At 67.4% G+C, this 13,237-nt stretch carries 15 protein-coding genes and 1 tRNA gene; 11 read left to right on the top strand and 5 right to left on the bottom strand.

The annotated features are described in order from the left end of the window. The first annotated feature begins 11 nt into the window (after nt 1-11). Complete coding sequence (locus C0V74_RS09215) at nt 12-773, top strand: SDR family NAD(P)-dependent oxidoreductase (RefSeq protein ID WP_143251528.1); 762 nt, start codon at nt 12-14, stop codon at nt 771-773. Here the strand turns inward: C0V74_RS09215 and C0V74_RS09210 are convergent. Both C0V74_RS09210 and C0V74_RS09205 read right to left on the bottom strand, forming a co-directional pair. Then, nucleotides 770-1,690, bottom strand: a complete 921-nt coding sequence (locus tag C0V74_RS09210; protein ID WP_246844823.1) for a DMT family transporter — start codon at nt 1,688-1,690, stop codon at nt 770-772. The genes C0V74_RS09215 and C0V74_RS09210 overlap by 4 nt on opposite strands. Continuing rightward, nucleotides 1,687-2,706: a beta-eliminating lyase-related protein gene (locus C0V74_RS09205; protein ID WP_143251527.1), complete on the bottom strand. Its 1,020-nt coding sequence runs from the start codon at nt 2,704-2,706 to the stop codon at nt 1,687-1,689. Before C0V74_RS09205 ends, C0V74_RS09210 begins: the two co-directional genes overlap by 4 nt. 53 nt (nt 2,707-2,759) lie before the next feature. On the opposite strand from C0V74_RS09205, the gene C0V74_RS09200 reads away from it, so the two are divergent. Next, a complete protein-coding gene (locus tag C0V74_RS09200) occupies nt 2,760-3,068 on the top strand; it encodes a GNAT family N-acetyltransferase (protein ID WP_143251526.1) in 309 nt (102 codons plus the stop codon). A gap of 27 nt (nt 3,069-3,095) precedes the next feature. Here C0V74_RS09200 and C0V74_RS13185 read toward each other — a convergent pair whose 3' ends face one another. The 3 genes from C0V74_RS13185 to C0V74_RS09185 form a co-directional block, all read right to left on the bottom strand. Continuing rightward, nucleotides 3,096-3,707 carry a curli assembly protein CsgF gene (locus C0V74_RS13185; protein ID WP_246844822.1) on the bottom strand — a complete coding sequence of 204 codons (612 nt, stop codon included), beginning with the start codon at nt 3,705-3,707 and terminating at the stop codon, nt 3,096-3,098. Between the two features lie 188 nt (nt 3,708-3,895). Then, a complete protein-coding gene (locus C0V74_RS09190; RefSeq protein ID WP_143251525.1) occupies nt 3,896-4,498 on the bottom strand; it encodes a helix-turn-helix transcriptional regulator in 603 nt (200 codons plus the stop codon). A gap of 192 nt (nt 4,499-4,690) precedes the next feature. Continuing rightward, nucleotides 4,691-4,765 (bottom strand) — tRNA-Thr (locus C0V74_RS09185). Between the two features lie 108 nt (nt 4,766-4,873). Between C0V74_RS09185 and C0V74_RS12910 the strand changes: the two genes are divergently transcribed. From C0V74_RS12910 to lspA, 9 genes are read left to right on the top strand one after another with little or no spacing between them, the layout of a single operon-like run. After that, nucleotides 4,874-5,023 carry a hypothetical protein gene (locus C0V74_RS12910; RefSeq protein WP_168194194.1) on the top strand — a complete coding sequence of 50 codons (150 nt, stop codon included), beginning with the start codon at nt 4,874-4,876 and terminating at the stop codon, nt 5,021-5,023. A gap of 52 nt (nt 5,024-5,075) precedes the next feature. Continuing rightward, on the top strand, nt 5,076-5,762 hold the full coding sequence (gene gpmA / locus C0V74_RS09180; protein ID WP_143251524.1) for a 2,3-diphosphoglycerate-dependent phosphoglycerate mutase: 687 nt from the start codon (nt 5,076-5,078) through the stop codon (nt 5,760-5,762). Continuing rightward, nucleotides 5,762-6,253, top strand: coding sequence for a 5-(carboxyamino)imidazole ribonucleotide mutase (purE, locus tag C0V74_RS09175; RefSeq protein WP_143251523.1), 492 nt, complete (start codon nt 5,762-5,764; stop codon nt 6,251-6,253). The genes gpmA and purE overlap by 1 nt, the downstream gene beginning before the upstream one ends. Continuing rightward, complete coding sequence (locus C0V74_RS09170; RefSeq protein ID WP_143251522.1) at nt 6,253-7,311, top strand: 5-(carboxyamino)imidazole ribonucleotide synthase; 1,059 nt, start codon at nt 6,253-6,255, stop codon at nt 7,309-7,311. The genes purE and C0V74_RS09170 overlap by 1 nt, the downstream gene beginning before the upstream one ends. Further along, complete coding sequence (locus tag C0V74_RS09165) at nt 7,308-7,805, top strand: dihydrofolate reductase (protein WP_246844821.1); 498 nt, start codon at nt 7,308-7,310, stop codon at nt 7,803-7,805. The genes C0V74_RS09170 and C0V74_RS09165 overlap by 4 nt, the downstream gene beginning before the upstream one ends. Next, a complete protein-coding gene (locus C0V74_RS09160; RefSeq protein WP_143251521.1) occupies nt 7,802-8,968 on the top strand; it encodes a dipeptidase in 1,167 nt (388 codons plus the stop codon). The genes C0V74_RS09165 and C0V74_RS09160 overlap by 4 nt, the downstream gene beginning before the upstream one ends. Continuing rightward, nucleotides 8,965-9,900: a bifunctional riboflavin kinase/FAD synthetase gene (locus C0V74_RS09155; protein ID WP_143251520.1), complete on the top strand. Its 936-nt coding sequence runs from the start codon at nt 8,965-8,967 to the stop codon at nt 9,898-9,900. The genes C0V74_RS09160 and C0V74_RS09155 overlap by 4 nt, the downstream gene beginning before the upstream one ends. Then, the gene (gene ileS / locus C0V74_RS09150) at nt 9,900-12,716 is read left to right on the top strand and encodes an isoleucine--tRNA ligase (RefSeq protein WP_143251519.1); all 2,817 of its coding nucleotides are present in this window, start codon (nt 9,900-9,902) and stop codon (nt 12,714-12,716) included. Before C0V74_RS09155 ends, ileS begins: the two co-directional genes overlap by 1 nt. Further along, complete coding sequence (gene lspA, locus C0V74_RS09145) at nt 12,713-13,234, top strand: signal peptidase II (protein ID WP_143251518.1); 522 nt, start codon at nt 12,713-12,715, stop codon at nt 13,232-13,234. Before ileS ends, lspA begins: the two co-directional genes overlap by 4 nt. The last annotated feature ends 3 nt before the right edge of the window (nt 13,235-13,237 follow it).

Raw genomic sequence — 13,237 nt, 5'->3', positions numbered from 1 at the left:
GAAGCCGCGCCATGCGGCTGTTCGTGTTTGGGCTGGGATACACCGCGCGGGCGATCGCCGCGCAACTTGAGGGCTGGTCGGTCGAGGCGACGGGCGCGCATGGCACCGTGGCTTTTGATGACGATGACGCGGTGCGCGGGCGGCTGTCGCGGGCCATGCACGTGCTGTCCTCGGTCCCGCCCGATGCCGCAGGCGACCCGGTACTTGCCCGTTATGGCGATGCGCTGGCGGGCCGCTGGCTCGGCTACCTTTCGTCCACCGGGGTCTATGGCGATACCGGCGGGGCGTGGGTGGACGAAAGCGCACCTGTCGGCAGTGGCCGCCGCACCGCGCGCAGCGACGCGGACGCGGCATGGCTCGCCCTCGGCGCGCGGGTCCTGCGGCTCCCCGGTATCTACGGCCCCGGCCGCAGCCCGCTCGACCGCGTGCGCGAAGGCCACGCGCACCGTATCGACCTGCCCGGCCACGTGTTCAGCCGGGTGCATGTTGAGGATATCGCCCGCGGCTGCGCGCTAGCGTTCGACGCTCCGCCGGGCGCGTACAACCTGGCTGACGATCTGCCGGCGAGCGGCGCTGCGGTCACCGCGGAAGCATGCCGGCTGCTGGGCGTCGAACCGCCGCCCTTGCAGACGCTGGACCAGGCGGCCCTGTCACCCGCCGCGCGCGGGTTTTATGCCGAGAGCCGCCGGGTCGCCAACGGCAAGGCCAAGCGGGTGCTCGGCTGGCGGCTGCGCTTTCCAGCGTATCGCGAAGGGCTGGCGAGCCTGCGCTAGACCTGCCGGGCGCGCAGGGCGACGATCATGCCCAGGGTGCCAAGCGTCGCCCCTGCGACCGCCAGCAGCGACCATTCGTAGCCTTCGATGAAGGTCGAGATGACCATCGCGACCACGATCACCAGCACGCCGTTGTAAGCCGCCCGGCCCGGTCCGATCTCGCGCACGATCCGCCAGTACAACGGAAAGGTGACCACCGATCCGGCGAACGCCAGCCACGCGGTGCCCGCCCAGAATGCAGACGCGGTGGGCACCACCGGCGGTCCCGCAACCGCCCAGGCGATCGCGGCATCGATCAGCGTTCCATACAGCATGGCGAAGGTGAGCAGCGCCATCATCGGCTGGGCGCGCCCGGTCGCGGTCGCCTGGCTGACGTTGGCGATCGACGCTGACAAGATGCCGCCAAGCGCCAGCGCCACGCCGAGAGCAACGTTTCCGCCCAGTCGCGCGACCTGCGCTTCGTGGATCAGCAACAGGGCGATTCCGGCGATGGCGATGGCGCTACCGGCCAGGAACCGCGGCGTCACCTGCTGCCCAAGCCACCAGCGGGCGAGCAGCGCGTTGGGGACCATCAGCATGCCGAACATCACCGCGACCACGCCGGACGTCAGGTGTTCTTCGGCACGGTAGACGAAGTTGAAGTTGCCGCAGAACTGCGTCGCGCCCAGCAGCAGGGCCAGCGCGTGACCTGACCGGCTCATCACCAGCGACTGCCGCATCGCCAGCACGACCACGAACATCGCCGGCGTCGCCAGCGCGAAGCGGTACACCACCGACCAGCTGGGCGGCACGTCGGCGATTTGCCCGGTGATGACGTACCAGGTGGATCCCCAGATCAGCGCCACCAGCACGAACGGCAGCGCGATGCGCGGCCGCAGCAGCGCGTGCGGCGGGGCGTGGCCCGGCGCTTCGCTCACAGCGCGGCGATAGCCTTGGCCAGTGCCATCGCATCGTCTGCACGGGTGTTCCAGGCGGTAACGAAGCGGGCTGCGTCCGCACCCCAGTCATAGAACCCGAAACCTTGTGTCCGGAGCGCCTCGCGCTCAGTCGGGGAGAGGCGCACGAACAGCTCGTTGGCCTCGACCGCGTGCAGCAGCCGGTCGCCGCAGGCTCCGGCGATCTCGGCAGCGGCGGCATTGGCGGCCCGGCCGTTTGCCAGCCACAGATCGTCGTCCAGCATCGCGTGGAGCTGCGCGGCGAGAAAACGGCCTTTCGATTGCAGGTGCCCCGCTCGCTTGCGGCGGTAACGCGCCAGCGCGGCGAGCGCCCCATCGAAGAACACGATCGCCTCGGCATTCATGCCGCCGTTTTTCACGCAGCCGAAACTCAGCGCATCGCATGGTCCAGCGGCTGCCGCGGGCGGGCAGCCAAGGAACGCGGCGGCGTTCGCGAACCGCGCGCCGTCGACGTGGAAGCCCAGCGAGCGCTCCCTGGCGAGCGCACCCAGCGCCGCGAGCTCGGCCGGGCGATACGCACGTCCGTACTCGCTCGTCTGGGTGACGCTGAGCGCGTGGGGCTGGACCTGGTGCACGTCGTCGCGGATCGGATCGATCACGGCGCGCACGCCTTCGGGCGTGAGCTTGGCGCCCTCCCCCTCGGCCAGCAGCAGCTTGGCGCCGTGGAGATAGAACCCCGGCGCGCCGGCTTCATCCACCTCGATATGCGCCTCCCGGTGGCACACCACCCCGCCGTGCGGCGGACACAGCGTGGCCAGCGCCAGGCAGTTGGCGGCAGTGCCGGTGGCGACCCACAGGACATGCGCCTCCCGCCCGAACAGCGCCGAAAACCGCTCGTCGAGCGACTGCGACAGCGCGTCGTTGTCATAGGGCGCGCGCGCCTCGTCGGCGGCGCGCAGCGCGTCCCACACACGGGGGTGAACCGCCGCGGCGTTGTCGGACAGGAACTGGGCGGCCCCGGAGGCAGTGTCGGTCATCGCGGAACGGCCCTAGCGGCGCCCGCGTTGAGCGCAAGAAGGAGACACCTCACATGGCCATCGACGGCATCAAGATCACCAGCCAGGGAAACGCGGCCCGCGGCGAATACCGCGCCGAAGTGCCCGGTAGCGAGGCGGTCGGCCGCCTTACCTGGATCGCGCGTGGAGAAGCCCGCATCGCTGACCACACCCTGGTGCCGCCCGAAATCGGCGGCCAAGGCGTCGCCGCGGCCTTGGTCAATGCGCTGGTCGCTGATGCCCAGCGCGAGAATTTCACCATCGTGCCGCAGTGCAGTTATGTCGAGGCGCAGTTCAAGCGCCATCCCGAATGGTCGGATCTGCTGGCCGCCACCCCAAGCTGACCGGACCGTGCAGGAAGTGCGAAAGGGCTAGTTGCCCCCGGCCGGCTGTCCGGTCTGGATGCCAAGGTTCTGCAGCAGTTCAATCAGAGACGCGGTCGGGTCCGTTTCCGCCGGAAGTGGCTGGGCCGGCGCTTCGGGAGCGCCGAGATAGACTGCGGCCAGTTCCTGATTGCTTTCCAGGTCCGCGTCGGGTTCGCCGGTGGTCGCCAGCCGCAAGCGCATCGCGCTCGAACTGCGGGCCAGCCGATCGTCCGAATCGCGCAGTTCGCCCAGCAGGCGCTGTTCCGGGCTGAGTATGGCGGGACCCGGCGCGCTGTGGCCACCGAAGCTGATCGTGCCGCTTTCCTGCGGGTTTTCGCCGAAGATTGCGTTGACGATCTGCGAGGAGAGGGCCGACAACAGGCGCGACTGCAACTGACGGGCGAAAATATCCGCCTGCGAGCTGTTGGTCGTCGCCGCCGGGTCTTTGTAGTCGTTCTGCGCGTTGGCTATGCCAAGCAGGTGCGCCGAATTGAATGGATTGCCGCCGAAGCTGGGGTCGATCGGTTGGTAAGTGATGTCTTGCGCGACCGCCGGCGTCACCATCAGCGCCGCCGATATGGCGGAGACCTGCGCTGCTCGCGCCCAAAACTGACCCATTTGAAGCATCCCCCTTAAGAGCGGGGGTTAATTGCCCCGCCCCGTAAACCCTGCGCTTTAAGCGGCTGGGTTAACTGCACGTTATGTCCGGGCTAACCGATTCGCATCCCCAATCGAGGGGAGATTAGCGAAAGATTCGGCTGATCCGCCGGCTGCGTCCCGCGATGAAACAACCCCGTCAGCAATTCTCAACATGCACAGAAACCCCTGACGAGTTGCGTCAGCTGAACCGCTGACTCCACTCCCGCCTTGGAGTGGATCTGCTTCAGATGGCTGCGCACGGTGCTGAGCGATATAGCCATTTGCTGGGCGATCTCGCGCGGACTGTATAGCCGGGCAAAGTGATCGAGCACGCGGGTTTCCGTGGCTGTCAGCCGGAGCGCGCGGGCCAGTCCGCTGTCCTGGACGCCGCGATGCGGGATGGACAGGTTCATCAGCAGGCACACGAGATCGGTATCGTCCGGCAAGCTCCAGCCGATCACCATGGCCCAGTGGCGGGTGTTGCGGCCGCGCAGAAGCACGCTGTCGCACGAACCGCTGGCGGCCTCCACGAAGTCTGCCAGCGCGGCATTTGCCGATGGGTCGTCAACCGCAAGCGCCCCGTTCTCGATATGGAGGGGGGACGGCGGGACGAGCAGGCGGGTCGCATTGTCACTGCACCAAACCAGCCCGCAGTCACGGTCGAGCACGAGACGCGGCCTCGCGTCCAGAGCGCCGAGCATCTTTTCGAACTGCAATTCGAAGTCGCGCCCAACCGCGGGCGCGATTTTGCGCCCTAGCGCCCCCTGCACCGGAATACTTGCCTCCTGCCCCCAAAGACCCGGCAGCCTGGCCGCGAGTTCTTACCCACCCCGGTTAACGAGCTAATTTTTCGGTGAATAGGACAAAAGCGACAACGAGCCGGCAACCTGATCCGATCTGGATCAGATGCGCCGTACCTGGCCGGTGTCGCGCCACTGCTGATGAGGGGTGAAGTTAAGCGATGGTGCTGCTGGAGAGGATTGAACTCTCGGCCTCACCCTTACCAAGGGTGTGCTCTACCACTGAGCTACAGCAGCTTGAACCATCGGATCGCCCCACGCGGCAATGCCGGGCCGGGAGCGGGCGCGCCTTACAACGCGCCCGCCCCTTGTCAATCATTTCCGCCGCGGGCAAGCATTCGCGCGATGCCCGAGCACAAGCCTTCTCGCGAGGAACGATTGGCTGCCAAGCTGCGCGAAAACCTGCGCCTGCGCAAAGCCCAGGCCCGCGCGCTGGACCCCTGCCCAACCGATCCGGCCCACCGCGCACTTCCCAACGGCGAGGACGGCGGCTAGAGGACGCGGCCTTGGGGGGCAGGCGCTCCGTTCACTCGCGGGAGCGCGCACTTTGCCCACGCTGATCCTGGTCCGCCACGGCCAAAGCCAATGGAATCTGGAAAACCGTTTCACCGGCTGGTGGGACGTGGACCTGACCGAACAGGGCGTTGCCGAAGCGACCGCGGCCGGCGCGTTGCTGGCCGACAAGCGGCTGCTGCCGACGGTCGCCTTCACCTCGCTGCAGACCCGCGCGATCAAGACGCTGCATCTGGCGCTGGAGGCGTGCGGCCGGCTGTGGATTCCCGAAACCAAGGACTGGCGCCTTAACGAGCGGCATTATGGCGGCCTTACCGGGCTGGACAAGCAGGAGACCCGCGACCGCCACGGCGCGGAACAGGTCCACATCTGGCGCCGCAGCTTCGACATCCCGCCGCCCGCCATGGCCGAGGGAAGCGCATTCGATCTGGCGGCCGACCCGCGCTATGCCGATGTCGAGGTGCCGCGCGCCGAAAGCCTCAAGCTGACGATCGACCGCGTGCTGCCGTACTGGGAACGGGCGATCCTGCCGCAGCTGGCGCGTGACGAAACGGTGATCGTGTCGGCCCACGGCAACAGCCTGCGCGCGCTGGTGAAACATCTGTCGGGCATATCCGATGCGGACATCACCGACCTGGAGATTCCCACCGGCCAGCCGATCGTCTACCACTTCGATGATCAGCTCACGCCAGGCGAACGGCGTTACCTCAAGGACCTGTAATGGCCGCCAGCGTGCCGCAAGTCGCGATCGTGATGGGAAGCCAGTCCGACTGGCAGACGATGCGCTGCGCCGCCGACGTGCTCGACGAACTCGGCGTCGGATACACCGCCAGCATCGTGTCCGCGCACCGCACGCCCGACCGTCTCCACCGGTTCGGCAAGACTGCGCACGAGGCCGGTTTCAAGGTCATCGTCGCCGGTGCGGGCGGCGCGGCGCATTTGCCGGGAATGCTGGCCGCTCTCACGCATCTGCCGGTGCTCGGTGTGCCGGTGCAGTCGAAAGCGCTGAACGGACTGGATAGCCTGCTGTCGATCGTCCAGATGCCCGCCGGCGTGCCGACCGGCACTTTGGCGATCGGCGAACCCGGCGCGACCAACGCCGGTCTGCTGGCGGCGGCGATCCTTGCCCTGGGAGATGAAGGCCTGTCGCAGCGGCTGCAGGACTGGCGGGCTGCGCGGACCGCGGCGGTTGGCGAGGCGCCCGAAGACTGATGCTGCACGCAGGCGGCACCATCGGCATCCTGGGCGGGGGCCAGCTTGGGCGCATGCTCGCCCTCGCCGCAGCGCAACTCGGCTACCGGACGCACATCTACACGCCCGAACGAGACAGCGTCGCCGCCGAAGTGGCGAGTGAGGCGACCATCGCGCCATTCACCGATCCGTTGGCGCTGGGCCGCTTTGCACAAAGTTGTGACGCGGTGACGTTCGAGTTCGAGAACGTGCCCGCCACCCCGCTGGGGTTCCTGGCGGAGCGTCTTGCACCGGGCCTCCGCGCGCTCGAGACGGCGCAGGACCGGGTGAAGGAAAAGCGTTTCGCCGAAAGCCTCGGCGGCCGGACCGCACCGTTCGCCGCGGTGGAAACGCCTGACGATCTGGCCCGCGCAGTAGACCGCATCGGCGCCCCGGGAATCCTCAAGACCGCGCGCGAAGGTTATGACGGCAAGGGCCAGTGGAGGCTCGAATCCGCTCGCGACGCCGATTCGATCCGTCTGCCGCACACGACCTGCGTGTACGAAGGTCTGGTGCAGTTCACCGCCGAGTTCTCGGTCATCCTGGTGCGCGGCCATGATGGCGAAGTGCGGTTCTGGGATTCAACCGAGAACCGTCACGTCGATGGCATCCTTGCCGAATCGATCTGGCCGCCGTCGGACGCGATTGCCGGCCAGGTCGCGGACGCGCGCGGACTGACCCGCCGGATCGCCGACGCGCTGCAATACGTCGGGGTGTTGACGGCGGAATTCTTCGCGACTGCTGCCGGTCCGGTGTTCAACGAGATGGCGCCGCGGGTGCACAATTCCGGCCACTGGACGATCGAAGGTGCGACGACGAGCCAGTTCGAAAACCACATCCGCGCGGTCGCCGGACTGCCCTTGGGAGACACCGCCACCACCGCGGCGCGACTGGCGATGACCAACCTGATCGGAGCGGACGCGCTGTCGGCCCACCAGCAGTTGTCCGACCCGGCCGCGCACCTCCACCTCTACGGCAAGCGCGAGGCGCGGCCAGGGCGCAAGATGGGGCACGTAACGCGCGTGTGGCACGCCACTTGAACGGCGGTGCTTCGGGCAGCATCGTGGCGGCGATCCTCGCCCGCGCCGACAATGGCATCATTGGCCGCGATGGCGCCCTGCCCTGGCGTATCCCGGCCGACCTCAAGCGGTTCAAGGCGCTGACGCTGGGGACGCCGATGATCATGGGGCGCAAGACGTTCGACAGCCTTGGCCGTCCGCTTCCCGGCCGCAGGCATATCGTGCTCACCCGCAATGGAGAGTGGGCTGCCGAGGGTGCCGAAGTGGCCCGTTCGGCAGACGAAGCCCTCGCGCTGGCGGGCGGCGGGGCGTCGGTGATCGGCGGGGCGGAGGTATACCGGCTGATGCTGCCGTTCACCGCGCGCATCGAACTCACCGAGGTGCACGGCGATTTCGCCGGCGATACCGAGATGCCTTACCCGGGCGAAGACTTCGGCGAAGTGGCGCGGGTCGACCATCCGGCGTCAGGCGACGTGCCGGCATTCTCGTTTGTGACCCTGGAGCGCACGCGATGAAAAAGGCGGCCTGGGGGCTGATCGTCCTGTTGCTGGTGGCGCTGGTCGGGTTCTTCGCGCTCGGTCCGGGCGTGGTCGAGCGGTCGATGAACCGGATCGACGGCCAGCCGCTGATCCCGGTGTCCGCGCAGGCCAAGGCGCTGCACCAGACGCTCACCATCGTCGATCTGCATTCCGACACCCTCATGTGGAAGCGCAGCCTGCTGTCGGCGGGCAAAGGCGGTCACGAGGATCTGGGCCGGCTGGAACAAGGCAACGTGGCGCTGCAGGTGTTTTCCAGCGTCACCAAGACTCCCAAGGGTCAGAATTACGATTCCAATTCAGCTGAGACCGACAACATCACGCTGCTGACCGTGGCGCAGCTGCAACCGGTGCGGACCTGGACGTCGCTGCTCGAACGATCGTTGTGGCACGCCGAAAAGCTGCACCGCGTCGCAGACAAGGCGGGGGGGCGGCTGGTCGCGGTCGAAAGGTCATCTGACATTGGCGGACTGCTGGGGCGGCGCGAGATCAAGGGCCGCGGGGTCGGCGCGATGCTCAGCATCGAAGGCCTGCAGAACCTTGAAGGCGATCTCGGCAACCTCGACCGGCTGCACGCTGCGGGCTTCCGCATGGCGGGGCTGACGCATTTCTTCGACAATGACCTCGCAGGATCCATGCACGGAGAGCGCAAGGGCGGCCTGACCCCCAAGGGACGCGAGGCGGTGCGGCGGATGGAACGGCTCGGCATGATTGTGGACGTCGCGCACTGCAGCCATGCCTGCGTGGCCGATATCCTCGCCATGGCCAAGCGGCCGGTGGTCTCCAGCCACGGCGGGGTGCAGGCAACCTGCAAGGTCAACCGCAACCTGACCGACGATGAAATCCGCGGGGTCGCGCGCACCGGCGGCGTCATCGGCATCGGATACTGGGACGCGGCGATCTGCGGCACGAGCCCACGCGACGCCGCACGGGCGATGAAGCACGTGCGCGACCTAGTGGGCATCGACCACGTGGCGCTGGGCAGCGACTACGACGGCGCCACCACCGTCCGGTTCGACACCAGCCAGCTGACGCAGGTTACCCAGGCGCTGCTGGACGAAGGTTTCTCCGAAAGCGAGATCCGCCAGACGATGGGCGAGAACGCCTTGCGGGTGATTCGCCAAGGCATCGTCGCTCGATGACCTGGCTCGACCACCGCACGCCGGTGCCCGATCCCTTGCGCGGTGCAATCGTTGCGCTGGGCAATTTCGACGGCTTCCACCTCGGCCACCAGGCGGTGGTGGGGGAGGCGATTCGCTGGGCCCGCGCGGAGGGTCGGCCAAGCATCGTCGCCACGTTCGATCCGCACCCGGTGCGCCATTTCCAGCCCGATGCCGCGCCCTTTCGCCTGACCACGCTCGAACAGCGGCAGGAACTGTTCCTCGCCGCCGGTGCCAGCGCGATGCTGGTGTTCCACTTCGACGGCGAGCTCGCGGCCACCACGGCGGAGGATTTCGTGAAGGTGCTGCTGCGCGAGCAAATCGGCGCGGCGGGCGTGGTGACCGGGGAGGACTTCACCTTCGGCAAGGCGCGCGGCGGCAACCGCACGGTGCTGGAGGCGCTGGGCCGCGAGTGCGGGATCGCGGCGCGGGCGGTGGCACCGGTGCTGGAGGGCGGCGCGCCCGTATCGTCCAGCCGCATCCGTCAGGCGCTGCAGAACGGGGATTGCGAAACCGCCGCCCGCCTCCTCACGCGCCCGTTCGCCATCCGCGGCACGGTCCAGCACGGCGACAAGGTGGGTCGCACGATCGGCTACCCGACGGCTAACCTCGCCTTGGGCAATTACCTGCGTCCGCGCTACGGCATCTATGCCGTGACCGGGCGGGTCCTCTCGTCGGGCGAGGAATTGAAGGGCGCCGCCAACGTGGGCGTGCGCCCGACCTTCGATCCGCCGAAAGAGCTGCTGGAGCCGTATTTCTTCGACTTCGCGGGCGATCTCTACGGAAAGGAGATCGAAGTGGCGTTTCACCACTTCCTGCGGCCGGAGGCGAAGTTCGCCGGGCTGGAGGAACTGCAGGCGCAGATGGCGGAGGATTGTGCCCGCGCACGGGAGCTTCTAAGCGCCGCCGCGTAATGAGCGACGCCGAACCCACTCCTCCGCGCGATTATCGCGCCACCGTGTTCCTGCCGAAGACCGACTTCCCGATGAAGGCCGGCCTGCCGCAGAAGGAGCCGGGCATCGCGGCGAAGTGGGAGGCGGAGGGGCTCTATCGCCAGTTGCGCGATGCGCGAGCCGGGCGCGAGAAGTTCATGTACCATGACGGCCCGCCCTACGCGAACGGCGACATGCACATCGGCCACGCGCTGAACCACACGATCAAGGACATGGTCTGCCGCACGCAGAACCTGCTGGGCCGTGACGCGCCTTACGTGCCCGGGTGGGACTGCCACGGCCTGCCGATCGAGTGGAAGGTCGAGGAACAGTACCGCAAGGCCAAGCGCGACAAGGACAGCGTGCCCTTGCTCGAATTCCGCGCCGAGTGCCGCGCCTATGCCCAGCACTGGGTCGACGTGCAGCGCGAGCAGCTGAAACGCCTCGGCGTGATGGCCGACTGGGACAACCCCTACCTGACCATGCAGCCGGAGAGCGAGGCGACCATCGTCGCCGAACTGCTGAAGTTCGCCACCAGCGGGCAACTGTATCGCGGGGCCAAGCCGGTGATGTGGTCCCCGGTCGAAAAGACCGCGCTGGCCGAGGCCGAGGTCGAGTACGAGGACGTCGTCTCGACCCAGATCGACGTGGCGTTCGAGATCGTCGAGAGCCCGATCCCCGAACTGGTCGGCGCGCACGCGGTGATCTGGACCACCACGCCGTGGACCATCCCGGTCAACCAGGCGATCGCCTATGGCCCGGAGATTGAGTACTGCATTCTCGAGGGTGACGAGGGGAAGAAGTTCCTAGTCGCCAATGCACTGGTTGAAGAGTTCGGCGTGCGGATGGCCAATGCGTTTGGCGACACCTCTGTTTTCTCCACCGGTTGGGAAGGCAAAGGCTCCGACCTCACCGGTACCGTCGCCCGCCACCCGATGCACCACCTCGGCGGCTTCTTCGCCGAGCCGCGGCCGTTCCTGCCGGGCGATTTCGTCACCACCGACACCGGCACCGGCCTCGTCCACATGGCGCCCGACCACGGCGAGGACGATTTCGAGTTGTGCAAGGCCTATGGCCTGACCCCGAAGTTCGCGGTCGAGGGCGACGGCAAGTACCGCGAAGACTGGGGCTGGCTCGGCGGACAGGGCTCGGTCATCAACCCCAAGTTCAACGCGCCCGACGGGCCGATCTGCTCGGACCTGCGCGAAGCCGGCGCGCTGCTGGCGGCGAGCGCGGACTACAAGCACTCCTACCCGCACTCGTGGCGCTCGAAAGCCAAGGTGATCTTCCGCTGCACGCCGCAGTGGTTCGTGCCGATGGACCAGCCGCTCGGCAGCGGACAGACGCTGCGCGAAACCGCGCTGGGCGAGATCCAACGCGTCAAGTTCATCCCGGAAAAGGGCCGCAACCGGATCGGCTCGATGGTCGAGGGGCGGCCCGACTGGGTGCTCAGCCGCCAGCGCGCCTGGGGCGTGCCGATGACGCTGTTCGTCAACCGCGCGACCGGCGAATACCTGGTGGACGAGGCGGTCAACGCGCGGATCGTCGCGGCGGTGCGCGAACACGGCATCGACGCCTGGACGCCGGAGACGGCGCACTCCTTCCTGGGCGACGACTACGTGTCCGACGAGTGGGAAGCGGTCAGCGACATCCTCGACGTGTGGTTCGATTCCGGCACCAGCCACGCTTATGTGCTCGACAGCGGGCGCTGGCCCGACCTGTCGTGGCCGGCGGACATCTATGTCGAGGGATCCGACCAGCATCGCGGCTGGTTCCAGTCATCGCTGCTGGAATCCTGCGCCACCCGCGGCCGCGCGCCTTACGACCAGATCCTCACCCACGGCTTCACGATGGACGCCAAGGGCATGAAGATGTCGAAGTCGCTCGGCAACACGGTCGATCCGATCAAGGTGATGGAGACCTACGGCGCGGACATCATCCGGCTGTGGGCGCTGAGCGTCGATTTCACCGAGGACCACCGCATCGGCGATGAGATCCTGAAAGGGGTGGCCGACCAGTACCGCAAACTGCGCAACACCTTCCGCTACCTGCTCGGCGCGCTCGATGGGTTCGAGTGGGAGAGCGAGCACGTCGGTTACGACGAGATGCCGCCGCTCGAACGCTACGTGCTTGCGCGGCTGGCACAGCTCGATGCGACGATCCGCGGCGCGATCGCTGCCTACGACTTCAACGAATATGTCCGGGCGTTGATCGAGTTCTGCAACGAGGACCTGTCGGCGTTCTATTTCGATGTCCGCAAGGACCGCCTGTATTGCGACGACGCCAATTCGCTCGAACGGCGGGCGACCCGCACCGTGCTCGACATCCTGTTCCAGGCGCTGGTCCGCTATGCCGCGCCGGTGCTGGTGTTCACCGCCGAAGAGGTGTGGGGCACCCGCTTCCCGGACCGCGGTAGCGTCCACCTGCTTGAAGCGCACCCGCTGCCGCCTGAATTCGCTGACGAGGCGCTGGTCGCGCAGTACGCCGCGCTGCTCGAACTGCGCGAACACGTGACCGAAGCGATCGAACCCCTGCGGCGCGAGAAGATCATCCGCTCGGGCCTCGAGGCCGAAGTGACCGTGCCCGCGAGCGCGGTGCCGACAGGCTTCAGCGATGCCGACCTTGCCGAACTGTTCATCACCGCGACAGTGCGCCGGAGCGATGACGAAACGGTGACCGTCACCCGCACCGCCGACGAGAAGTGCGGCCGCTGCTGGCGGCTGCTGCCGGAAGTGCCGGTGGACGGCGCGCTGTGCGCTCGCTGCGGAGACGTGGTGGGCGAGGAGGAGCTGGCGTGAACCCGGTCACCCGCAACCGCCTGATCGGCCTTGCCATCGCGGTCGTGCTGTTCGCTGTCGATCAGGCGAGCAAGGCTTATGTCCTCAACACCCTGCAGCTCCAACTGGGCGAAACGCACTATCTGGTGCCGTTCTTCCAGTTCACCATAACGCACAATTACGGCGTGTCGCTGGGCATGTTCACCGCGCAGTCGGACTCGCAGCGGTGGATGCTGGTCGCGGTGACGGGGGTGATCGCGGCCGTCGTCACCGTGTGGCTGCTGCGCGAGCGCAAGCTGGGCGACATCCTGGGGCTGGCGCTCATCCTCGGCGGGGCGCTCGGCAACATCAAGGACCGCTACGAGCTGGGCTATGTGGTCGATTTCCTCGACCTGCACTTTGGCGAATGGCGCCCGTTCCTGATCTTCAACGTGGCCGACGCCGCGATCACCATCGGCGTCGTCATCATCCTTGCCCGATCGCTGCTTATCCGCGAAAAGGCGCCCGACAATCCGGCCGATACGGTCGTGGAGAGCTGACAA

This window comes from Altererythrobacter sp. TH136, assembly GCF_007065885.1.
GTDB lineage: Bacteria > Pseudomonadota > Alphaproteobacteria > Sphingomonadales > Sphingomonadaceae > Tsuneonella.
The sequence above is the reverse complement of the archived record's forward strand: the minus strand, read 5'-3'. Positions and strand labels throughout refer to the sequence as shown.